Raw genomic sequence first — 21,588 nt, forward strand, 5'->3', positions numbered from 1 at the left:
CGTTCTTCATTTCACGCCTCTTCCAGCTCGACCAGCGCACTGCCTTCGCCGACCATTTCGCCTTCCTGGCAATACAGCGCCTTGATCACACCGGCGTGGGGCGCGCGAATGCTGTGCTCCATTTTCATCGCTTCCAGCACCACCAGTTGCGCCCCGGCTTCGACGGCTTGTCCGGCTTGCACCAGTACGCGCACGATGCTGCCGTTCATGGGCGCGGTCAGCCCGCCGTGATGGCTGTGACTGGCTTCAACGGCACTGATCGGGTCGTAGGACTCGATGCGGTGCAGTTCACCTTCCCATTGCAGGTACACGAAATCGCCACGGCGGATGGCCCGGTGCTGGCGGCGCAGGCCGTCATGTTCGGTCAGCAATTGCTCGCCGACCAGTCGTGCGCTGTGGGTGTGGGGACTACCCAGCGTCAGTGCGCGGTCCTGGCCTTCGCAACTCAGGTGCAAAGTGATTTCCGAGGGCAGTCCGGCACGGAAACCGTTGCCGATAGCCCACGGCGAACTCAAATCATCCCTACGCGGCGTATTGTGCTGGCTCTGGGCAAACGCCTGGGCAGCGGCTTGCCAGAACTCGTCGCTGAGCCCGGACGGTGCAGGCAGCAGTTGCTCCTGATAGCGCGGGATAAACCCGGTATCCAGTTCAGCCGCGGCAAACGCCGGATGCGCAATGATCCGCCGCAGGAAGTTGATGTTGGTCTTGAGTCCACCGATGGCAAACTCGTCCAGCATGCTCAGCAGTCGCAAGCGTGCCTGCTCACGGTCTTCGCCCCAGGCAATCAGCTTGCCGAGCATCGGGTCGTAGAACGGCGAAATCTCGTCACCTTCTTCGACACCGCTGTCCACCCGGCGACCCGCTCCCGGCGCGGATTCGCGATAGAGCTCCAGGCGACCGGTGGCCGGCAGGAAGTCATTGCCCGGATCTTCGGCATACAACCGTACTTCAATCGCATGGCCGTTCAGCGGCACCTGATCCTGGGTCATCGGCAACGCTTCGCCACGGGCCACGCGAATCTGCCACGCCACCAGGTCGAGACCGGTGATGGCCTCGGTGACCGGGTGTTCGACCTGCAGGCGCGTATTCATCTCCATGAAGAAGAATTCGCCGCGGGCATCGAGCAAAAACTCCACGGTACCGGCACCGACGTAACCGATGGCCTGCGCCGAACGCACGGCAGCCTCACCCATGGCGCGGCGCAGTTCAGGGCTCAGGCCTGGGGCGGGCGCTTCTTCGACGACTTTCTGGTGACGACGCTGAATCGAGCAGTCACGTTCGTTGAGGTACAGGCAGTTGCCGTGTTGATCGGCGAATACCTGGATTTCCACATGACGGGGTTTGAGCAGGTACTTCTCGACCAGCATCCTCGAATCGCCGAACGACGACAGGGCTTCACGCTGGGCCGAGGCCAGGGCTTCGGCCAGCTGGCTGACGTCCTCGACCACTTTCATGCCCTTGCCGCCGCCACCGGCCGTGGCCTTGAGCAGCACGGGATAGCCGATGCGTTCGCAAGCATCGCGGAAGGTGTCGAGGTCTTGCGCCTCGCCGTGATAGCCGGGCACGAGCGGCACGCCGGCAGTTTCCATCAGGGCTTTGGCCGCGGACTTGCTCCCCATGGCGTCGATGGCAGAAGCGGGTGGGCCAAGGAAGATCAGGCCGGCCGCTTCGATCGCGCGGGCGAACCCGGCGTTCTCCGACAGAAAACCATAACCGGGGTGAATCGCCTGGGCGCCGCTGGCCTTGGCCGCTGCAATCAGCTTGTCGATTTGCAGATAGCTGTCGGCGGCTTTGCTGCCACCGAGGTCGACGCGAATGTCAGCTTCGCGGCTGTGCCGGGCGTCACGGTCAGTGGCGCTATGCACGGCCACGGTGGTCAGGCCCAATGCTTTGGCGGTGCGCATCACCCGGCAGGCGATTTCGCCGCGGTTGGCCACCAACAGGGTAGTGAGGACGGGGGCGCTCATCAACGCGGCTCCTTGGGGGTGATTTCGGCTTGCCAGCTTGGCGGACGTTTTTGCAGGAAGGCACGCAGACCTTCCTGGCCTTCGGGGCTGACGCGGATGCGGGCGATGGCGTTCTCGGTGTAGCGACGCAGCGCCGGGAGCAGCGAGCCGTCGCCGACTTCACGCAGCAAGTCCTTGCTGGCGCGCATGGCGGCAGGGCTGTTGAGCAGGAGGTTGTCGATCCACTGTTCGACGCGCTGGTCCAGCTCGGAGGAGGGATAGCTTTCCGACAACAGTCCCAGTTCCCGCGCCCGTTGCCCGCTGAAGCGTTCAGCGGTCAAGGCGTAGCGCCGGGTGGCGCGTTCGCCGATGGCTTGCACCACGAACGGACTGATCACGGCGGGCGCCAGGCCGATGCGCACTTCCGACAAACAGAATTGCGCGTCATCGACACCGATGGCCATGTCGCAGCAACTGATCAGGCCCAATGCACCACCAAAGGCTGCACCTTGCACCACCGCCAGGGTCGGGATTTTCAGTTTGGCCAGGTTGTACATCAACTCCGCCAGTTCCCGGGCGTCGTCGAGGTTGGTGTGGTAATCGAGTTCGGCCGATTGCTGCATCCACGCCAGGTCGGCGCCGGCGCTGAAGTGCTTGCCACGACCGCGAACCAGCAGGAAACGCAGGCTGGCATCGCTCGACACCTGGTCCAGGGCGAGGATCAGTTCACGGATCATCTCGGCGTTGAACGCGTTGTTCTTTTCTTCGCGGCTGAGCCACAGGGTCGCAAAACCACGCGGGTCGGTCAGCAGTTCGAGGGTGTTGAAGTCGCTCATTTCTTCCGTTCTCCACGGTCTTTGTGGGAGCGGGCTTGCTCGCGAAGAACGATAACGCGGTGCATCAGATCAACCGCGGTGAATCCTTCGCGAGCAAGCCCGCTCCCACAAAAAAATCACATCCGGAACACGCCGAAGCGGCTCGGTTCGATTGGCGCATTCAGTGACGCCGACAAGGCCAGGCCCAGGACATCGCGAGTCTGGGCCGGGTCAATGACGCCGTCGTCCCACAAGCGAGCGCTGGAGTAGTAGGGGTGGCCCTGTTCTTCGTACTGGTCGAGGATCGGTTGCTTGATCTCGGCTTCCTGCTCGGCGCTGAAGCCATGACCACCGCGCTCGGCCTGTTCGCGCTTGACCTGCACCAGCACGCCGGCGGCCTGTTCGGCGCCCATCACGCCGATGCGCGCATTGGGCCACATCCACAGGAAACGCGGATCGTAGGCTCGACCGCACATGCCGTAGTTGCCTGCACCGAAACTGCCGCCGATGATCACGGTGAACTTGGGCACCTTGGCACACGCCACCGCCGTCACCAGCTTCGCACCGTGCTTGGCGATGCCGCCGGCCTCGTATTTCTGGCCGACCATGAAACCGGTGATGTTTTGCAGGAACAGCAACGGAATGCCGCGCTGGCAGGCCAGTTCGATGAAGTGCGCGCCTTTCTGCGCCGCTTCGGCGAAGAGAATGCCGTTGTTGGCCAGGATCGCGATCGGGTAGCCGTGCAGGTAGGCAAAACCGCACACCAGCGTGGTTCCGAACAGCGCCTTGAATTCGTCGAACACCGAGCCGTCCACCAGCCGTGCAATCACTTCACGCACGTCGAACGGTTGCTTGGCATCCGCCGGGACTACGCCGTACAGCTCATCGCTGGCGTAGAGCGGGGCGATAGGTGCGCGTTGCTGCACGTCGCCAAGCTTGCGCCAGTTAAGGTTGGCGACGCTGCGGCGGGCGATGGCCAGCGCATGTTCATCGCTCTCGGCGTAATGGTCGGCGACCCCGGAGATCTTGCAGTGCACATCGGCTCCGCCAAGGTCTTCGGCGCTGACCACTTCACCGGTCGCGGCTTTCACCAGCGGCGGGCCGGCGAGGAAAATCGTCGCTTGCTCGCGGACCATGATCGCTTCGTCGGCCATCGCCGGTACATAAGCGCCGCCAGCGGTGCAGGAACCCATGACCACGGCAATCTGCGGGATGCCCATGGCGCTCATGTTGGCCTGGTTGAAGAAGATCCGGCCGAAGTGCTCGCGGTCCGGAAACACTTCATCCTGACGCGGCAGGTTGGCGCCACCGGAGTCCACCAGATAGATGCACGGCAAGCGGTTCTGCAGGGCGATGGTCTGGGCGCGCAGGTGTTTCTTCACGGTCAGCGGGTAGTACGAGCCACCTTTTACCGTGGCATCGTTGGCGACGATCATGCATTCGACGCCTTCCACGCGGCCGATCCCGGCTATCACGCCAGCGGCGGGAACGTCTTCGCCATACACCTCGTAGGCGGCCAACTGGCTGATCTCCAGAAACGGCGAGCCCGGATCCAGCAGGCGATTGATGCGCTCGCGAGGCAGCAGTTTGCCCCGCGAGGTGTGGCGTTCCTGGGCCTTCGGCCCGCCACCTTGCGCCACCTGGGCGAGCAGGGTGTGCAGGGCGTCGACCTGTTTGAGCATCGCCGCGCTGTTGGCGGCGAACTCCGCTGAACGAGGGTTGAGCTGGGTATGCAGGATAGCCATGGGCAGCTCCGTTTAGCGGGTTTCGTTGAACAGTTCGCGACCGATCAGCATGCGACGGATCTCACTGGTACCGGCACCGATTTCGTACAGCTTGGCGTCACGCAGCAGGCGACCGGCCGGGAATTCGTTGATGTAGCCGTTGCCACCGAGAATCTGGATCGCGTCGAGGGCCATTTGCGTGGCGCGTTCGGCGCTGTAGAGGATCACGCCAGCGGCGTCCTTGCGTGCGGTTTCGTTGCGCTCGCAGGCCTGGGCCACGGCGTACAGGTAGGCGCGGCTGGCGTTGAGCTGGGTGTACATGTCGGCGACTTTGCCCTGGATCAGCTGGAATTCGCCGATGCTTTGGCCGAACTGCTTGCGGTCGTGGATGTACGGCACGATCAGGTCCATGCAGGCCTGCATGATCCCGGTCGGGCCGCCCGAGAGCACGACGCGTTCGTAGTCGAGGCCACTCATCAATACTTTAACGCCGCCGTTGAGCACGCCGAGGATGTTCTCTTCCGGTACTTCGACGTCATCGAAGAACAGCTCGCACGTGTTGGAACCACGCATGCCGAGCTTGTCGAACTTGTTACTGCGGCTGAAGCCTTTCCAGTCGCGCTCGACAATGAAGGCGGTGATGCCGTGGGGGCCTTTCTCCAGGTCGGTCTTGGCGTAGATCACATAGGTGTTGGCGTCCGGACCGTTGGTGATCCAGGTCTTGCTGCCGTTCAGAACGTATTTGTCGCCGCGTTTGTCCGCGCGCAGTTTCATCGATACCACGTCGGAACCGGCGTTCGGTTCGCTCATGGCCAGGGCGCCGATGTGCTCGCCGCTGATCAGCTTCGGCAGGTATTTGGATTTCTGTTCGTGATTGCCGTTGCGGTTGATCTGGTTGACGCAAAGGTTGGAGTGCGCGCCATAGGACAACGCCACCGAGGCAGATCCGCGGCTGATTTCTTCCATCACCACCACGTGGGCCAGGTAACCCAGGCCGGCGCCGCCGTATTCTTCCGGAACAGTGATGCCCAGCAGGCCCATGTCGCCGAATTTGCGCCACAGGTCGGCGGGGAACAGGTTGTCGGTGTCGATCTGAGCGGCGCGAGGGGCGATCTCTTTGGCGACGAAGGACTGAACCTGATCGCGCAGCATGTCGATGGTTTCACCGAGGGCAAAATTCAGGGATGGGTAGCTCATGGGTCACCTTTTGGCTTTTTTGTCGGGTGGGGAGAGCAGTGATTCGTCTCTCACCTTTACGTTAACGTAAGCCTGTGACGAATGGCTGTCAATCACCCTTTACGTTAACGTCAACTTGAGCGAGAGTAGAGGCAGTTCAAGATAGAACGCGGACGACCATTGTGGGAGCGAGCTGTGGTGAGGGGATTCATCCCCGTTGGGCTGCGAAGCGGCCCCAAAACCGAAGGGCGCGGTGTATCAGGTACTCCGCACGCAATGGTTTTACGACTGCTTCGCAGCCGAACGGGGATGAATCCCCTCGCCACAGTCGCTCCCACAGGGGACCGCGAGTAGCCCGTTAATAAAGACAATAGGGGTCATCATGGATCAACCCAGTGCAAATCCGCAGCGCAGCTACACCCGTGGTTCCCAGGACAAAGCCTTGCTGGCGATGACCATCGGCCAGGCGTTCGACAACACGGTGGCCAAGTACCCGAACGGGGAAGCGCTGGTCGTGCGCCATCAGCAGTTGCGCTACACCTGGCGGCAATTGGCGCAGGCTGTGGACCTGCAGGCCCGGGCCCTGCTGGCGCTGGGCCTGCAGGCCGGTGACCGCCTCGGCATTTGGGCGCCGAACTGCGCCCAATGGTGCATCACCCAGATCGCCACCGCGAAGATCGGCGTGATCCTGGTCAACATCAACCCGGCCTACCGCAGTTCCGAACTTGAATACGTGTTGAAGCAGTCTGGCTGCCAATGGCTGGTGTGCGCCGGGGCCTTCAAGACCTCCAACTATCACGCCATGTTGCAAGGCCTGGCGCCGGAGCTGGCCGAGCACGCTATCGGCAAGTTGCAGAGCGAACGCCTGCCCGACCTGCGCGGCGTCATCAGTCTGGATGCGCAACCGCCAAGCGGTTTCCTGCCGTGGTCGCAACTGACCGATCTGGCCGGCAGCGTGTCGGCCGAACAATTGCGCGAGCGTCAGGACAGCCTGCATTTCGACCAGGCGGTGAATATCCAGTACACCTCCGGCACCACCGGATTCCCGAAGGGCGCGACCCTCAGTCACTACAACATTCTCAACAACGGTTACATGGTCGGTGAAAGCCTCGGCCTGACCGCCGCTGATCGCCTGGTGATCCCGGTGCCGCTGTATCACTGCTTCGGCATGGTCATGGGCAACCTCGGCTGCATTACCCACGGCAGCACGATGGTTTACCCCAACGATGCCTTCGATCCATTGCTGACCCTGAACACCGTCGCCGAAGAAAAAGCCACCGCGCTCTACGGCGTGCCGACCATGTTCATCGCCATGCTCGATCAGCCACAGCGCGCCGAGTTCGACCTGTCGAGCCTGCGCACCGGGATCATGGCCGGCGCGACCTGCCCGATCGAAGTGATGCGCCGGGTCATCAATGAAATGCACATGAGCGAAGTGCAGATTGCCTACGGCATGACGGAAACCAGTCCGGTGTCGTTGCAGACCGGTCCGTCAGACGATCTGGAGTTGCGGGTCACTACCGTGGGTCGCACTCAACCGCAGCTGGAAAGCAAGATCATCGACGAGGCAGGGAATCTGGTCCCGCGCGGCACCATTGGCGAATTGTGCACTCGCGGCTACAGCGTGATGCTCGGCTACTGGAACAACCCGCAAGGCACGGCTGAAGCGATCGACCAGGCGGGATGGATGCACACCGGTGACCTGGCGAGCATGAACGACGAGGGGTATGTGTGCATCGCCGGTCGCAACAAGGACATGATCATCCGTGGCGGTGAGAATATTTACCCGCGAGAGCTGGAAGAGTTCTTCTTTACCCATCCGGCGGTGGCCGACGTGCAGGTGATCGGCATTCCTTGCTCGCGCTACGGCGAAGAGATCGTTGCCTGGATCAAGTTCCACCCCGGCCACAGCGCCACTGAGCAGGAGCTGCAAGCCTGGTGCAAGGAGCGCATCGCGCACTTCAAGACGCCGCGTTACTTCAAGTTCGTGGATGAGTTCCCGATGACCGTGACCGGCAAGATCCAGAAATTCCGCATGCGCGAAATCAGTATCGAGGAGTTGCGCATCAACAAGGCATGACTCATCCCCCTTGTGGGAGCGAGCCTGCTCGCGAAGGCGATAGCACATCCAACACGGATGTCGATTGAACCACCGCATTCGCGAGCAGGCTCGTTCCCACAGGGGCGGTGGTGAAAAATCCAAATCGCAGACAGCACAAAGGGGAGCCGAGGCTCCCCTTTAATTTTCGTTGCGTGTGCTCTTTTTTTATTATTGAGGGGCGGTCTGTTTTTGTTTTTGGCAACCGTTGCCCTTTACCGCTGTTTTTGGCGATCCCCATCCGGGATCAAGAGCAAACGTATTTTTTTGAGCGCTGATCTACTTTCTCGCTGAGCGATCCAACCAGTTCGGGAGCTACCTGAAGGTAGTTTTATTGTTCTCTGCCCGGTTGCGGGTTACTCCGAAAAGCACCCTGAAAAGCACATCTTCTCCAAAAAAATCTGTTAGCTGCGTCTCTGCCGTGTTGTTTTTGTTATGTCAGAGTCGTTACGTCTTGTTTTTATTGGTTATGCCGCTTTTTTTATTCTTGTTATGCCATAGAGATAGCAGGAGCCGTGCCAACTTTTAAAAACCTTTTAAAATCAAAAACTTAATATTTTGTAGGATTTTTCTCTCAGGGAATCCCTGACAATTTGTTTCCGTGTTACTCGCTTCCGCCCACGTTTTCACGGTGGGCGGTAACACCTGGACACACCCGCACACTCACTGTGCGCTTCGGGCCTTGGCCACGCGCGAACCGGTCGGGCGTCCCAGTACCGAGCAGATTTGTTGGCCGGCCAGGATCAGGGCGTCCAGGTCGATTCCGGTTTCGATGCCCAGGCCATTGAGCAGGTAAACCACGTCTTCGGTGGCGACGTTACCGCTGGCGCCCTTGGCGTAGGGGCAGCCACCGAGCCCGGCGATGGAGCTGTCGAACACCGAGATACCTTCCAGCAGGCTGGCGTAGATGTTGGCCATGGCCTGGCCATAGGTATCGTGGAAATGGCCTGCCAGTTTTTCCCGCGGCACATCGGCCGACACCACTTCGAACATCCTGCGGGTCGCGCCAGCCGTGCCGGTGCCGATGGTGTCACCCAGCGAGACTTCGTAGCAGCCCATGGCATAGAGTTCGCGGGCGACCATGGCAACTTGCTCGGGGGCGACGTTACCTTCATAGGGGCAGCCCAGCACACAGGACACATAACCGCGAACCGTCACGCCGTGCTGCCTGGCCGCGTCCATGATCGGCACGAAACGCTCCAGGCTTTCGCTGATCGAGCAATTGATGTTGCGCTGGGAAAAGGCTTCGGACGCGGCGGCGAACACTGCGACTTCCTTGACCCCGGAGGCGAGGGCGTCTTCAAAGCCGCGCAGGTTGGGGGCGAGTGCGCCGTAGGTGACGCCCGGCTTGCGCTGGATCTGCGCGAAGACATCGGCCGAGCCCGCCATTTGTGGCACCCATTTGGGCGAGACGAAACTGCCGACTTCTATATAGCCAAGGCCCGCGGCCGTGAGCGCGTCGACCAGTTGCACCTTGTCGGCGACGCTGATGGGTTGGGCTTCGTTTTGCAGACCGTCGCGGGGGCCGACTTCGACAATGCGTACTTGGGTGGGGAGGGACATGGGATTCGACCTGTTGTAGTTGTCTGAATGCTATGAAGGCCCCTGTGGGAGCGAGCCTGCTCGCGAATGCGGTGGGTCGGCCGACATCTATATTGGATGTGCTATAGCCATCGCGAGCAGGCTCGCTCCCACAGTAGGTTGTGTCGACCTATTGAATGGCCTGCTGGTTCTTGAGGGTTTGCTCCAGCGCCTGCACACACCGCTCTTCAGCGGTATCCAGCTCCAGTTTCATCTGCTCGATGTCCAGCAACTGCTGTTCCAGCTGTTCCCGGCGCTCGCTGATTTTCGCCAGCATGCTGTGCAGTTGCTTGGTGTTACCGCTGGACGGGTCGTACAACTCGATCAGCTCGCGGCATTCGGCCAGCGAAAAACCGATGCGCTTGCCCCGCAGGATCAGCTTCAGGCTGACCTTGTCGCGGGGTGAGTAGATGCGTTCCTGACCGCGGCGCTCGGGGCTGAGCAGGCCTTGTTCCTCATAGAAGCGAATGGCCCGGGTGGTGATGTCGAGCTCGCGGGCGAGGTCGGAAATGCTGTAGGTCTGGCTGCTCATGGAAGCGCTCACGAAAGGTCATGGCGCTAAGCTAATGGCAGGTTGACGTTTACGTCAAGGGGCAGGGTTTTTCAGTGTTCTCAATGGCCTCTTCGCGAGCAGGCTCGCTCCCACAGGGATCTCTGTTCTACACAAATATTGTGTTCACTGGAGACCCAATGTGGGAGCGAGCCTGCTCGCGAATCAGACGCTGCGGTGTAAAGCCCTACACCTTCTCCAGCTTCTTCTCATGCGCCGTCACCTGCTGGCACAACTCGATCATCTGCTCGCGCATCCAGCGGTTGGCCGGGTCCTGGTCGGTGCTTTCGTGCCAGTAGAGGTGGGTTTCCACCGGCGGTACATCGTTGACCGGAAGGCTGAAGGCGTGCAGGTCGTTACGGCGGGCGAAGCGTTCCGGCACGGTCATGACCATGTCGGTTTGCTGCAACACTTGCGAAGCCATCAGGTAATGCTGGGAGCGCAGGGCGATCTTGCGCTGGATGCCCATCTTGCCCAGGGCCAGGTCGACATGACCCAAACCGCTGCGACGGCTGGAAATATGGATGTGGGTAAGGCCCAGGTAATCATCGAGGGTGAATTTTTCCTTGGCCGCCAGCGGATGCCCCTTGCGCATGGCGCAGACGTAGCGGTCTTCCATCAACTTGACGTGGCGCACCTGCGGGTCGGTGTTCAGTGGCGCGTCGACCGCGAAATCGAGGCGACCGGCCGCCAGCTCCTTGGTGGTCTCTCGGCGCTTGGACAGGAAACTCTCGATGATCACCGTCGGCGCGAGGCGGCGCAGGCGCTGGAACAACGGCGGCAGAATCACCGCTTCGGTCAGGTCGGTCATGCTGATGCGATAGGTCTTGACCGCCTGCAGCGGGTTGAAAATGCGGCTTTCCTGCACCGAGACACGCAACAGTGAGAGGGCGTTGCGCACCGGGCCGATGATGTTCTGTGCCATCGGCGTCGGCACCATGCCTTGGGCGGTGCGTACGAACAACGGGTCGTTGAAGGTCTCGCGCAGGCGGGCCAGGGCGTTCGACACGGCCGGTTGGGTAATGCCGACAATCTGCCCGGCGCGGGTCAGGTTGGCTTCGGTGTAGATCGCGTCGAAGACGATGAAAAGGTTGAGGTCGACCTTGCTCAGATTCATTTACGCGGCTCTCTTATTGTGTGGACGGGTAGCCGTGGCTATCAGTCGATCATATATCGGTGATGAATGTTAATACACGCCGAGAATAGGCTAGGTAAATTTTCGTAGCTGTTCTAGCATCGATTGCATGATCTAAACAACCTCCCCCCAGAAGGTATCTTGCTCATGGATTTCGCTTATTCGCCCAAGGTTCAGGAACTGCGTGAGCGCGTGACTGCGTTCATGGACACCTACGTGTATCCCGCCGAAGCCGTGTTCGAACGTCAGGTCGCCGAGGGCGATCGCTGGCAGCCGACGGCGATCATGGAAGAACTCAAACTCAAGGCCAAGGCCGAAGGCCTGTGGAATTTGTTTCTGCCTGAGTCGGAGCTCGGCGCCGGCCTGACCAACCTCGAATACGCGCCGCTGGCGGAAATCATGGGTCGCTCGTTGCTGGGGCCCGAGCCGTTCAACTGCTCGGCGCCGGACACCGGCAACATGGAAGTGCTGGTGCGCTACGCCAATGAAGAACAGAAACAGCGCTGGCTCGAACCATTGCTGCGCGGTGAGATCCGCTCGGCATTCGCCATGACCGAACCGGACGTGGCGTCCTCCGATGCCACCAACATGGCGGCCCGCGCAGTGCGCGATGGCGACGAGTGGGTGATCAACGGCAAGAAATGGTGGACCTCCGGCGCCTGTGATCCGCGCTGCAAGATTCTGGTCTTCATGGGCCTGAGCAACCCGGATGCACCGCGTCACGCGCAGCACTCAATGATTCTGGTGCCGGTCGATACCCCCGGTGTGAAAATCGTGCGTCCGTTGCCGGTGTTCGGTTATGACGATGCGCCCCACGGTCACGCCGAAGTCTTGTTCGAAAACGTGCGGGTACCCTACGAAAACGTCCTGCTGGGCGAAGGACGCGGCTTCGAGATTGCTCAGGGCCGCCTGGGCCCGGGCCGGATTCACCACTGCATGCGTTCGATCGGCATGGCGGAACGCGCGCTGGAGCTGATGTGCAAACGCTCGGTGAACCGCACGGCGTTCGGCAAGCCGCTGGCGCGCCTGGGCGGCAATATCGACAAGATCGCCGACTCGCGGATGGAAATCGACATGGCTCGCCTGCTGACGTTGAAAGCGGCGTACATGATGGACACCGTCGGCAACAAGGTGGCCAAGAGCGAAATCGCGCAGATCAAGGTGGTGGCGCCGAACGTTGCTTTGCGGGTGATCGACCGGGCAATCCAGATTCATGGCGGGGCAGGGGTTTCCAATGATTTCCCGCTGGCCTACATGTATGCGATGCAGCGCACCCTGCGCCTGGCCGACGGCCCGGACGAAGTGCACCGCGCGGCGATCGGCAAGTTTGAAATCGGCAAGTACGTGCCGAAAGAGATGTTGCGTAGCGGGCAGTAAAATCGCGGCGCCTGCCATTCGCGAGCAGGCTCGCTCCCACAGGAGTGCGCTAAACCTGTGGGAACGAGCCTGCTCGCGAAGGCGGCAGCCCATTCAACACAGCAACACCTGATTCAATACACCCACACCTCAACCCGCCGATTCTTGATCCGTCCTTCATCCGCGCTGTTCGCCGCCACGGGCATCTCCGCGCCGAAGCCGCGAATCTCACGCAGCACCACACCGCTTTTCACCAGTTCCCGCCGCACCGCCATGGCCCGCAGTTTCGACAACAGGTCGGCGCGTGCCGGGTCGCTCTTGGCGTCGCCAAAACCCACCAGCGTGACTCGCCGATCGGTCTTGTCATGCTGCTTTATATAGTCGAGCACTCGCGACAGGTCCTGTCGGGCCTTGTTATCAAGGCTGGCGCTGCCTTCTTCGAAACGAAAGTTCACCGTCAATCGCTGGGCGTGACGGCTGAGTCCCTGGTAACCCTCGGGCATCAGCGCATTGGGGGTGACGGCCATGGCCTGCACGGTCTGGGCGATGAAACCGTTGGCGGCAACAATCGCCTGGCCCTGGCTGCTTTGGGCGAATGCGACCAGCGCCTCGGCCCAGGGATTTGTCCTGTCAGGCGGCAAGTAAAGGAACAAGCGGCGGGACAGTGGATAGTCTTCGGTGGCAATCAGGCTGTTGAGGGGAAGCATCGCCTGGGATTGGCCATCGACAATCGCCACGGCTTTGGCCTGGCGCACGTAAGGCAAGCCAATGAAGCCAATGCCTTGCGGGTCGAGGCTGACCGCATCGGATAATTGCTCGCTGGATTCGAAGCGTTTCGCGGTGCTGCTCAGGGTTTTCCCGCGGCCACTGAGTACCAATTCCTTGAAGGTGTCATAGGTGCCGGACTGATCATCCCGCGCATATAAATGAATCGTCCCGCCGCTGCCGCCGAGTTCTTCCCAGGTTTTGACTTCGCCGCTGAACAGGCGCGCCAGTTGTACCGTGTCGAGTTGGTTCAACGGGTTTTGCGGGTGAAGGATGATCGCCAACCCGTCGATGGCGATCACCTGTTCCGCACCGGGGCTTTTCAGATCGCCCAGGGATTGCAGACTCGCCAGTTCACTGTCCTTGATCGGACGCGAAGACGCCGCGAGATCGGCGCTGCCGGTTTTCAATGCGCTGAAACCGGTGCTGGAGCCGTGGGCCGCCAGCTCCACCTCGACCCGCTGCCCCTGGACGGATTCACCGACGATCCGCAGTTCATTGGTGTTGTCCGGGGTCTCACGGTGTACGTTGACCAGCCCCTGTTGGCGCAACAACCCCTCGACCAGCGCCGGCCCCAATGCCGCGCCGATGGTGTTGGAACCCTGGATGCGCAGCACCGGGCCCGGTCCGGACGTCGGCAAGTCACCGGCCGAAGCCGTCAGTGGCAGCCAGTGGCACAGCATCAACAGGATCAACACGCGCAGCGTCATGCCGGCACCTTACATAGCCAAAAGAGGTGTCGGGAGATTAAGTCAGTAAGGTTGCTGAAAGATGACAGTTTTCAGTGTGGAAGCCAGCGTGGACCGCGTTATCGTTCTTCGCGAGCAGGCTCGCTCCCACAGTTGATCTCCATGAGACAGGATTTTGATCCATTGTGGGAGCGAGCCTGCTCGCGAAGACGGCCTGACAGACGCTGAACCGCTTGAGTCAAACGAAAAAAACCGCGACCCTCCCCCAAGGACCGCGGTTGTTTCATGCCCCGCAATTAACGCTGGAACACCGTTGCCTGGTTGGCGTCGCCCATCTGTTGAATGGTCGCGGTCTGGGTCATGCCGGCCTGGTCGACGCTGGCGATGTTGCCGGTGCCGCCCTGGGTGACGTAGGCCACGTTCATGGTGTCAGCCTGTTTGACGGTGATCATGTTGTCGTCGCCATACAGCTGGGTGGTGTACGCCTGGTTGCCGGTGCCTTCCTGATTGAACTCGGTGCTGTTGCCGGTGCCTTCGGTGCTGCCCTGGGCCAGGTTGGTGGTGCCGCGCTGGTCGGCGATCAGGACGTTGTCGGTGCCGTTTTGATCGAAGTACAACTCGTTGTAGGCGTCGGCCTGGCTGACCGTGGTTTTGTTGCCGTAGCCGATCTGGTTGGTGGTCATGAGCTGGCCGACACCATCCTGTTTGAAGCTGGCGACGTTGCCGTCGCCGTTCTGGTTGACGGTGGCGACCTGGCCGCTGCCGAACTGGCCGCCCAGTTGCGGGCCTTTCCAGTTACTGGCGTAGACCTTGTTGTCGTTACCCACCGAGTTGGTGTTGAGCACGTGGCTGTCGCCGCTCTGGTAGGTGAAGTGCGTGTTGCCGGCGCCTTCTTGATAAATCCCGAGCGTGGAGCCGACGGATGCGTACTGGTCGGCGTAAACAGCGTTCAGGTCGCCGATTTGCAGAACAGTGGCGACGTTGCTTTCACCGAAGCTCTGGTCGACGATGGTTTCGTTGGTCTGCCCTTCCTGGTTGATGGTGGCCTGGCTGCCGACCTGGGTGTCTTGCCAGACTTCGGTGCCGTTGTAGTCGCCGTACTGGTTGATCGTCAGGTTACCCCCTACGCCGGAGCGCTGGTCGCCGTAGGCATAGTTGGTGCTGCCGGACTGGTTGATCTCGATCTGGCCGCCCATGTGATTGATCTGTTCGGCAGTGGCGTAGTTGGTGTCGCCGTACTGGATGATCACCGCGTTGTTGGCTGTACCCAGCTCGACCTGTTCGATGTTGGCTTCGTTGCTGTCACCGTACTGGTAGGTCTGGCCGGACGTGCCTTCCTGGGTGTCCTGATACACGAACGAGAAGTTGCCGTTGCCTGTCTGTTCCTGCAAGGCCTCGCCACCCCCGACACCGACGGACTGGCTGGCGTGGGCGGTGTTGAACGTGCCGACCTGGGTCTGGGTGATGGTGCTGTTGTCTTCGTACAGTTGCTCGGCGTAGCCGGCGTTGTAGTCACCGGTCTGGGTCTGGGTAATGGTGCTGGTAGCCGAGGTTTGCACGGCGGCCGCATCGTTGCCTTCACCCAGTTGCTCCTGGGTGGCGGTACTGAACGGCGCCAGGCTCTGTTTCACGTCGGCGATGTTGGCGGTACCGGACTGGTCTTGGGTGGACACGCTGTCGTCGGCCAAGGCCTGGGCACTGACAATGACCAGGATGGCGGCGGTGAGGGGCGTCAGTTTGAACATGATGAATCCTCCAGGTGGTGCAGTGCTTTAGCGATATTGAGTGACCGATACGCTCATTCCATTTCCTGCCTGGGTCACAGCACTTTGCTGCCCCGTGCCGGCCTGGACGATGTTGGCGTCGTTGTTGTTGCCGTTCTGGGATATCTGCGCGCGGTTGTGGCTGCCGGTCTGGGTAATCGACGCGGCGTTGCCGGAACCTTGCTGGTTGATCAAGGCCATCAGGTCGCTGCCTTGTTGCAGGATGTACGCTTCCTGATTGCTTCCCGACTGCACGATCTGGCCGAGTAGCGACTGGCCGTTCTGTTGCAACAGCGCGATGTTGGCCTGGCCGTTCTGGTCGATCAGGGCTTGCTGGCCCACCGGTGGTGGCAGCTCGCCGAGATCGGCGCCAGGCGCCAGGTCATCGTTTTCCATCAAATCGTCGGCACGCACGCCTGCGCTGCTGCAAAGCAGGAGCAGGCAGAGCAGGGCGGCGGTCGACGTTTTCATGGCATGCTCCTTTTGCTGGAGACCTGCCCCCATCGACTCGGCGAGTCGATGGGGCGCGGACTCAGTTCGAGATCACCTGCACCGTGCGCACGGTGCCTTGGGACGAGGTGATGGTGGCTGTCGGGTTCGCCGACGGGATCACCGTGGTGCTGTTGCTCACTGTCAGTCTCCAGCGTCCGGTCAGCGGCACCGTCGTGCTACCCAGGGTCACCAGCCCGGTCGGGGTGGTCACCTGGATGGTGATGGTGTTGCCGGTGGTCACCGATGACGTGCCAGTGAAGTCCCAGTTGAAGCGGTTGTTGGAGCGCGCCGTCACCGTGGCTGCCGTCACCGCGAAGGTTTCCGCGGCAGGCCGTGGCGAGACTTGCACCGTGACCGTGGCCGGCGACGTCGACACAGCTCCGAAGCTGTCCCGGACGAAGTAGGTGAAGGTTGTGGTGAAGGCCGTGGTGACGGTGGCCGGTGGGTTGTAGGTCAGGACCGTGCCGTTACTGGTGACGGTGCCGCGACCTGGCGTTGGTTGGCTGAAGCTGGCGATGGCGAGCGGCAGGTTGCCTTCCGGGTCGGTGTCGTTGGCCAGCACGTTGATCGGTACCGACACACCCAGGGTCGCGATGCCGTCAGCGACGGCCGTTGGAGCCTGGTTAGGCGCCACGGTGATGGTCACGGTCCCCGCCGTGGTCGAAGCCAGGCCCTTGGCGTCTTGAGCCTTGTAGGTGAAGGACGTGGTCAGCAGTGCGTTCACCACGGCCGGTGGGGTGTAGACCACGGCGGTGGTGCCGCTCATCGCCACGGTGCCCTGGCCGGGGGCCGGTTGGGTCAGCTCGGTGATGGTCAGTGGCGTGTTGCCGTCCGGATCGGTGTCGTTGGTCAGCGGGCTGAGGGTGATTGGCACGCCGAAGGTGGTGCTGCCGGTGTCGGCGTTGGAGATCGGCGCCTGGTTCTCGCCGGTGTCCGGTGCCGTGCCGACGACAACGACTGGTTCTGTATCGCTACCGCCCGCAGACGATTTGATCGTCACGGTGGCAGGTGGCTGCGGCAGGTCGGCAACCGTCAGGGTTTGCAGGGTGCCGGCTTTCGTCAGCCGTCCGTAGCCCTGGGCGACCATGTCCGGCACCAACACTTCATCGGTGGAGGTGGCTTCGATCAGCAGGCTGTGATTGCTCCAGCTGTAGCGAGCGGTCTGGACTTTCACCACGTCGGTGACTTTGCTCGACACGGCCGTCGGTTTTTTTATGCCACTCGGATCGGTCGCGGTGACCACCACTACCGGAGGCACGGAGGCACCCGTCAGGCGACTGGCGAAGAACTGGCCGTTGTTGTCGCCGAGCATGTTGGTCAGGCAAGGTGTCGGTGGCGTTCCGGGAACCAGTGCCACGGTTTCGCGGAAGCACAGGGTCGAACTGGCGGCCGATTTGCCAAAGACTTCGACTCGAGTGCTGCTGCTGCCCGGACCCGAAGAAGTGCGACGGTACGTGGCGCGGCCGATTTCCGCGATGGTTGGCGCGCGGCTGTCGAGGATCTTGCCGGAAACGGTAAACAGACTGGTCTCGATGGTCCCGGGCGGGCCCTGGACGCGCAGGAAGTTGGTGTTGAACGGGCTGCCGGTGACGGCTTCGGAAAGGTTCGGGTCGCCGACGAATCTATCCATGGTCTGGGTGTCTGGGTTCAATTCGGGGTAGGGGCCGTTGACACTTTGCAGGAAGGGCCCGACCTGACCGCTAAGGGCACCGGAGAAGTTGCCCGGTGCGCCAATGCCGATGTCGCGGGTGATGTTGATCGCCCGACGGCCCGGGGTGGTGACGGTGACCGTTTCCACGCCGTATGGGTGGGTGATGGTGTAGGTCCCGGCCACAGGTACGTTCACCCGCAGGCGAATCCGCGCGAAGCTGGCCTGATCGCCGTCGACAGGGTTTTCCGCAGCAAATGCCGCTTCGATCCCGGCCACGTAGGCATCCACGCCGTAGCCGGCGACATCGTTGATGCTGGTCTCGGCAAGGAACCAGAACGCCTCTGGTGGCCAGTTATCCGGGAACACCATCGGCTGGGTGTCGTCGAAGACCCCTGGCTCAGGGTTCAGGATGCACATATAGGCGGGCGCGCCAGGAGCGCCGGGTGCCCGCGAACTGGTCGCCCGTGACTGGCACAGTTCCAGCTTCAGCAGATTGTTGTCCTGATACCACATGGGGAATTTCCCCGTGGCAAAGGTGTAGGGGCCGGGGTCGACGGCAGCGAGTTGCGCGAACGCACTGCCCGACAGGGAGAGAGTCAGCCCGAGCGCGTTGAGCGCGAAGCGTGGCCACTTGTTCATGATGCCTCCTGATGCGGATTTGGGCATGAGAGCGTTCATTCCACGATGACCACTGGTTCGGTATCGCTGCCGCCGTTGGATGACGTCACGGTGACCCTGGCCGGTGGAATCGGCGTGATGCCGGTCGACAGGATTTTTTCCGCGCCATCACCGAGCAGATCGCCGATGGTGGCACCGCTGCCGGAAGTGGCGGTGAGTACGGGGGGGGAGGTTTCATCGCTGGTCGAGGCCACGATGGTGAGCTGACCTCCGTTGAGCTTGTACTCGGCACGGGAAATCACCACCAGGTCAGTCAGCTTCGGCGACACAGTGGTCGGCGTGCTGGTGGGAATGGCCAGATGGTTGTCGGCGGTCACCCGCAAGGTGCTCGGCAACGTCGGATTGGTCGGGGATTGGGTGTACCAATGGCCGGTGGTGTCAGCCTCGGTGAGGTTCAGTACCGGGCTGTTGCTGTCCAGGGTCACGGTGGCCGGCTGTGGCGGGGCCATCACGAACACATCCTGCTGGGCCACCGGGGCGCTTGCCCCGGCCTTGCGCGAGTAGGTGCTGCGCTCGGCAACGATCGGGGTGGGACGCGCCACCGTTGACAACTTGCCGGAGATGGCCATCACCGTTGTGCGCAAATCCAGCCCGTTAGGCCCTTCGATGCGGATGTAGTTGGTGTTGAAGGGGCTGCCGGTGAACGCTTCTTCCAGGTTTGGATCGCCAACGAATTGATCGGCCACACCGGTCAACGGGTTCATCTCGGTGTACGGGCCGTTGAGGCTGCGCAGGAATGGGCCGATGTCGCTTTTGAGCGCACCGTCGTAGGTTTTCGGCGAGCCGATGCCGATGTCGCGGGTCATGTTGATCGCGCGGCGTCCGCCAGCGGGAACGTCAAAGATGTCGACGCCGTAGGGGTGGGTGATGGTGTATACCCCGGCGGTGGGCACATCGACCCGAATACGGATACGGCCAAAACTGACCTGGTCGCCGTCGTGCACATCTTCCGCGGCGAAGGCTGCTTCGACAGCGCTGACATAGGTCAGGTCGATGCCCCGTGCCGCGTCGACGATTGAACCGTCGCCGGTGAACCAGAACGTCTCATCGGGAAAGTTGTCAGGAAAAGCGATGTCCTTCGTGTCGTCGAAAACACCGGGAGCCGGATTCAAAATGCACATGTAAGCCGGCGCGCCGGGCGCGCCGGCAACCCTGGAACTGACAGCTTTTGACAAGCAGAGGTCAAGGGTTCGACCGTGGGTGTCCTGATACCAGGCAGCGAAGCCACCGGTGGCAGGCGAGTAGGGACCGGGGTCTACAGCAAACAGCGCAGCCTGGGCAACGCCTTGGGCCAGAGCGCTCACAGCCAGTGCGATCGCGGTTTTGGAGAGTAAAGGGTGCATGAGTATTCCCTCTATCAGAGTACCTGCCCCTTGGATGTGGGTCAGTTGGCAGGTCTTCGGCAACTCCCATGCCAATTGGCGAAAACAGCGGTGAGAGGCCCGGTACACCAGCGTTCGCCAAACAATGGGGAAGCGATTCCCCAATTGTGGGAACGGGCCTCTTTCCCCAGCATTGGGGACAGATGGGGCAACGGGGCAGGGCGGGGAAAGGTGAGGGGCAGCAACCCGAAGTCGGGCAAACAGCCAGCATTGGGCTATAAACCTATAGGGGCCGCTCGGGACAAAACACTCATGACCACGCTGGCAAAAACACTTGAAGCCGACGAGGGCGATATCCGTCTGAGTTCGCGCAAACAGCCGTTCAATCTGCTGCGCTGGTTTTCGCTGATCAGCATGGCGGTGATCGGCACGGTGGCGGTGGCGTTGGGGTCGGTGTCGACCAAATTCGTGATTACCGAGAGCGTGCAGCGCGATGCGTTGCTGACCTCGCAGTTCATACAAGCGATCGCCTCGGCCGAGGTGCGGCACGTGTCGATTCCCAACGTGCGGACCATGGGCGAGCTGCTCGATCCGCGCAAGGACCGGGACTTTCCCGACGTCGATCCGCTGGCCCGCGCCAATGCCCGTGGTGAGTTCCTCGACCACATCGAGCATTTGCCCGACGTGATCCTGGCCAACATCTATGCCCCCGACCGCATGGTGATCTGGTCCACCAACCCGGCGTTAATGGGCACCACCATCCATTCCGACGACGACCTCGACCAGGCCTTCGCTAACAAGACCCCGGTATCGGCCAGCTACCACGATGTGGACAAGTCGCGCATGGAGCAGAAGTTCATCACGCCGCCGGAATACATCTTCATCGAAAACTACATTCCGCTGTTCGATGCCGAGGGCAACAACGTCACGGCGATGGTCGAGATCTACAAGGAACCCAAGGACCTGATCAACCGCATGGAGCGCGGCCTGGTGCTGATCTGGCTGGCCACGGCCCTGGGCGGCGGCCTGATTTACCTGGGGCTGTACTGGATCGTGCGGCGGGCGGCGATTCTGCTGGCGGCGCAGCAAAAGCAACTGATCACCAACGAAACCTTTGTCGCCCTGGGCGAGATGTCTTCGGCGGTCGCCCATAGCCTGCGCAATCCACTGGCGACCATTCGCTCAAGCGCCGAGCTGGCGCTGGAGTTCGACGACGGCGCGGCGCACAAGAACATCAAGGACATCATCGGCCAGGTCGATCGCATGTCGAAGTGGGTACGCGAGTTGCTGCAATCCTTGCGACCGCTCAATGACGATGCGGAGCCAGTGAACCTCGTGGCGGCCTTGCATGACAGCCTCATCGCGTTCGAGCAGCAGATTGCCAAAGGCCGGATCAACGTGGTGTTCGAGCCCAAAGAGACACCCATGGTGCTGAGCCAGCAGGTGCAACTGACGCAGATCCTCAACAGTCTGGTGGCCAATGCCCTGGAGGCCATGGATGAAGGTGGGACCCTGACCATCACCCTGGAACCCACCGACGCCCGTGGTGTGCGCGCGGTGGTCAGCGACACCGGTAAAGGCATGAGCGAAGAACAACGAAAAATGGCGTTTCGTCCGTTCTTCACCACCAAACAGGGCGGGCTTGGTGTCGGGCTGGTCCTGGTCAAGCGGATCATGGAGCGATTTGGCGGCGCCGTCGCCCTGGACAGCCGCGAAGGCGAGGGCACGTCTGTCCGTCTGTCGTTTAAGCTGGTTCCCTGAAATGGGGTGTAGATAGCCCCCAACCCCCCCCGTGGGAGCGAGCCTGCTCGCGAAGGGGTCATGTCAGTCAGTACATGTGCTGAATG

Annotated in this window: 15 protein-coding genes; 3 read left to right on the forward strand and 12 right to left on the reverse strand. The window is 61.5% G+C overall.

What is annotated here, in order from left to right; all coding sequences use genetic code 11:
* Window positions 1–11: 11 nt before the first annotated feature.
* The 4 genes from HNQ83_RS22285 to HNQ83_RS22300 all read right to left on the reverse strand — a co-directional run bounded on the left by HNQ83_RS22285 (window position 12) and on the right by HNQ83_RS22300 (window position 5,682).
* Window positions 12–1,967 (reverse strand): acetyl/propionyl/methylcrotonyl-CoA carboxylase subunit alpha, encoded by a 1,956-nt coding sequence (locus tag HNQ83_RS22285; protein ID WP_175390931.1) that lies wholly within the window; start codon window positions 1,965–1,967, stop codon window positions 12–14.
* Window positions 1,967–2,782, reverse strand: a complete 816-nt coding sequence (locus HNQ83_RS22290) for a gamma-carboxygeranoyl-CoA hydratase (RefSeq protein WP_175390932.1) — start codon at window positions 2,780–2,782, stop codon at window positions 1,967–1,969. The genes HNQ83_RS22285 and HNQ83_RS22290 overlap by 1 nt, the downstream gene beginning before the upstream one ends.
* Before the next feature lie 116 nt (window positions 2,783–2,898).
* Entirely contained in the window at window positions 2,899–4,506 is a 1,608-nt protein-coding gene (locus tag HNQ83_RS22295; protein WP_175390933.1) for a carboxyl transferase domain-containing protein, read from the reverse strand.
* Between the two features lie 12 nt (window positions 4,507–4,518).
* Window positions 4,519–5,682, reverse strand: coding sequence for an isovaleryl-CoA dehydrogenase (locus tag HNQ83_RS22300; RefSeq protein ID WP_096510090.1), 1,164 nt, complete (start codon window positions 5,680–5,682; stop codon window positions 4,519–4,521).
* Window positions 5,683–6,043: 361 nt separating this feature from the next.
* On the opposite strand from HNQ83_RS22300, the gene HNQ83_RS22305 reads away from it, so the two are divergent.
* A complete protein-coding gene (locus HNQ83_RS22305) occupies window positions 6,044–7,741 on the forward strand; it encodes an AMP-binding protein (protein WP_175390934.1) in 1,698 nt (565 codons plus the stop codon).
* A 681-nt stretch (window positions 7,742–8,422) separates the two neighbouring features.
* Here HNQ83_RS22305 and HNQ83_RS22310 read toward each other — a convergent pair.
* The 3 genes from HNQ83_RS22310 to HNQ83_RS22320 form a co-directional block, all read right to left on the reverse strand.
* The gene (locus tag HNQ83_RS22310) at window positions 8,423–9,322 is read right to left on the reverse strand and encodes a hydroxymethylglutaryl-CoA lyase (protein ID WP_175390935.1); all 900 of its coding nucleotides are present in this window, start codon (window positions 9,320–9,322) and stop codon (window positions 8,423–8,425) included.
* A gap of 148 nt (window positions 9,323–9,470) precedes the next feature.
* On the reverse strand, window positions 9,471–9,872 hold the full coding sequence (locus tag HNQ83_RS22315; RefSeq protein ID WP_150768427.1) for a MerR family DNA-binding transcriptional regulator: 402 nt from the start codon (window positions 9,870–9,872) through the stop codon (window positions 9,471–9,473).
* A 205-nt stretch (window positions 9,873–10,077) separates the two neighbouring features.
* Window positions 10,078–11,007, reverse strand: a complete 930-nt coding sequence (locus HNQ83_RS22320) for a LysR family transcriptional regulator (RefSeq protein ID WP_150768428.1) — start codon at window positions 11,005–11,007, stop codon at window positions 10,078–10,080.
* A gap of 165 nt (window positions 11,008–11,172) precedes the next feature.
* Between HNQ83_RS22320 and HNQ83_RS22325 the strand changes: the two genes are divergently transcribed.
* Entirely contained in the window at window positions 11,173–12,402 is a 1,230-nt protein-coding gene (locus tag HNQ83_RS22325; protein ID WP_137805779.1) for an acyl-CoA dehydrogenase, read from the forward strand.
* Window positions 12,403–12,515: 113 nt separating this feature from the next.
* On the opposite strand, the gene HNQ83_RS22330 is transcribed toward HNQ83_RS22325, so the two are convergent.
* The 5 genes from HNQ83_RS22330 to HNQ83_RS22350 all read right to left on the reverse strand — a co-directional run bounded on the left by HNQ83_RS22330 (window position 12,516) and on the right by HNQ83_RS22350 (window position 19,762).
* Window positions 12,516–13,856, reverse strand: a complete 1,341-nt coding sequence (locus tag HNQ83_RS22330) for a substrate-binding domain-containing protein (RefSeq protein ID WP_175390936.1) — start codon at window positions 13,854–13,856, stop codon at window positions 12,516–12,518.
* A 275-nt stretch (window positions 13,857–14,131) separates the two neighbouring features.
* A complete protein-coding gene (locus HNQ83_RS22335) occupies window positions 14,132–15,580 on the reverse strand; it encodes a curlin (protein WP_175390937.1) in 1,449 nt (482 codons plus the stop codon).
* A 27-nt stretch (window positions 15,581–15,607) separates the two neighbouring features.
* Window positions 15,608–16,069 carry a curlin gene (locus HNQ83_RS22340; RefSeq protein WP_175390938.1) on the reverse strand — a complete coding sequence of 154 codons (462 nt, stop codon included), beginning with the start codon at window positions 16,067–16,069 and terminating at the stop codon, window positions 15,608–15,610.
* A gap of 61 nt (window positions 16,070–16,130) precedes the next feature.
* Window positions 16,131–18,380 (reverse strand): Ig-like domain-containing protein, encoded by a 2,250-nt coding sequence (locus HNQ83_RS22345; protein ID WP_175390939.1) that lies wholly within the window; start codon window positions 18,378–18,380, stop codon window positions 16,131–16,133.
* A gap of 35 nt (window positions 18,381–18,415) precedes the next feature.
* Window positions 18,416–19,762: a hypothetical protein gene (locus HNQ83_RS22350; RefSeq protein WP_175390940.1), complete on the reverse strand. Its 1,347-nt coding sequence runs from the start codon at window positions 19,760–19,762 to the stop codon at window positions 18,416–18,418.
* A gap of 291 nt (window positions 19,763–20,053) precedes the next feature.
* Here HNQ83_RS22350 and HNQ83_RS22355 point away from each other — a divergent pair, with 291 nt between their 5' ends.
* The gene (locus HNQ83_RS22355) at window positions 20,054–21,502 is read left to right on the forward strand and encodes a HAMP domain-containing sensor histidine kinase (protein WP_175390941.1); all 1,449 of its coding nucleotides are present in this window, start codon (window positions 20,054–20,056) and stop codon (window positions 21,500–21,502) included.
* The last annotated feature ends 86 nt before the right edge of the window (window positions 21,503–21,588 follow it).

The sequence above is a fragment of the Pseudomonas sp. C2B4 genome (genome assembly GCF_013359695.1).
In the GTDB taxonomy this organism is placed as follows: domain Bacteria; phylum Pseudomonadota; class Gammaproteobacteria; order Pseudomonadales; family Pseudomonadaceae; genus Aquipseudomonas.

Bases quoted from the DNA above. Each gene is read 5' to 3' on its own strand.
- HNQ83_RS22330 (WP_175390936.1), bottom strand. From the start codon at position 13,856: ATGACGCTGCGCGTGTTGATCCTGTTGATGCTGTGCCACTGGCTGCCA.
- HNQ83_RS22290 (WP_175390932.1), bottom strand. From the start codon at position 2,782: ATGAGCGACTTCAACACCCTCGAACTGCTGACCGACCCGCGTGGTTTT.
- HNQ83_RS22285 (WP_175390931.1), bottom strand. From the start codon at position 1,967: ATGAGCGCCCCCGTCCTCACTACCCTGTTGGTGGCCAACCGCGGCGAA.
- HNQ83_RS22295 (WP_175390933.1), bottom strand. From the start codon at position 4,506: ATGGCTATCCTGCATACCCAGCTCAACCCTCGTTCAGCGGAGTTCGCC.
- HNQ83_RS22355 (WP_175390941.1), top strand. From the start codon at position 20,054: ATGACCACGCTGGCAAAAACACTTGAAGCCGACGAGGGCGATATCCGT.
- HNQ83_RS22350 (WP_175390940.1), bottom strand. From the start codon at position 19,762: ATGCACCCTTTACTCTCCAAAACCGCGATCGCACTGGCTGTGAGCGCT.
- HNQ83_RS22320 (WP_150768428.1), bottom strand. From the start codon at position 11,007: ATGAATCTGAGCAAGGTCGACCTCAACCTTTTCATCGTCTTCGACGCG.
- HNQ83_RS22300 (WP_096510090.1), bottom strand. From the start codon at position 5,682: ATGAGCTACCCATCCCTGAATTTTGCCCTCGGTGAAACCATCGACATG.
- HNQ83_RS22345 (WP_175390939.1), bottom strand. From the start codon at position 18,380: ATGAACAAGTGGCCACGCTTCGCGCTCAACGCGCTCGGGCTGACTCTC.
- HNQ83_RS22340 (WP_175390938.1), bottom strand. From the start codon at position 16,069: ATGAAAACGTCGACCGCCGCCCTGCTCTGCCTGCTCCTGCTTTGCAGC.
- HNQ83_RS22335 (WP_175390937.1), bottom strand. From the start codon at position 15,580: ATGTTCAAACTGACGCCCCTCACCGCCGCCATCCTGGTCATTGTCAGT.
- HNQ83_RS22310 (WP_175390935.1), bottom strand. From the start codon at position 9,322: ATGTCCCTCCCCACCCAAGTACGCATTGTCGAAGTCGGCCCCCGCGAC.
- HNQ83_RS22305 (WP_175390934.1), top strand. From the start codon at position 6,044: ATGGATCAACCCAGTGCAAATCCGCAGCGCAGCTACACCCGTGGTTCC.
- HNQ83_RS22325 (WP_137805779.1), top strand. From the start codon at position 11,173: ATGGATTTCGCTTATTCGCCCAAGGTTCAGGAACTGCGTGAGCGCGTG.
- HNQ83_RS22315 (WP_150768427.1), bottom strand. From the start codon at position 9,872: ATGAGCAGCCAGACCTACAGCATTTCCGACCTCGCCCGCGAGCTCGAC.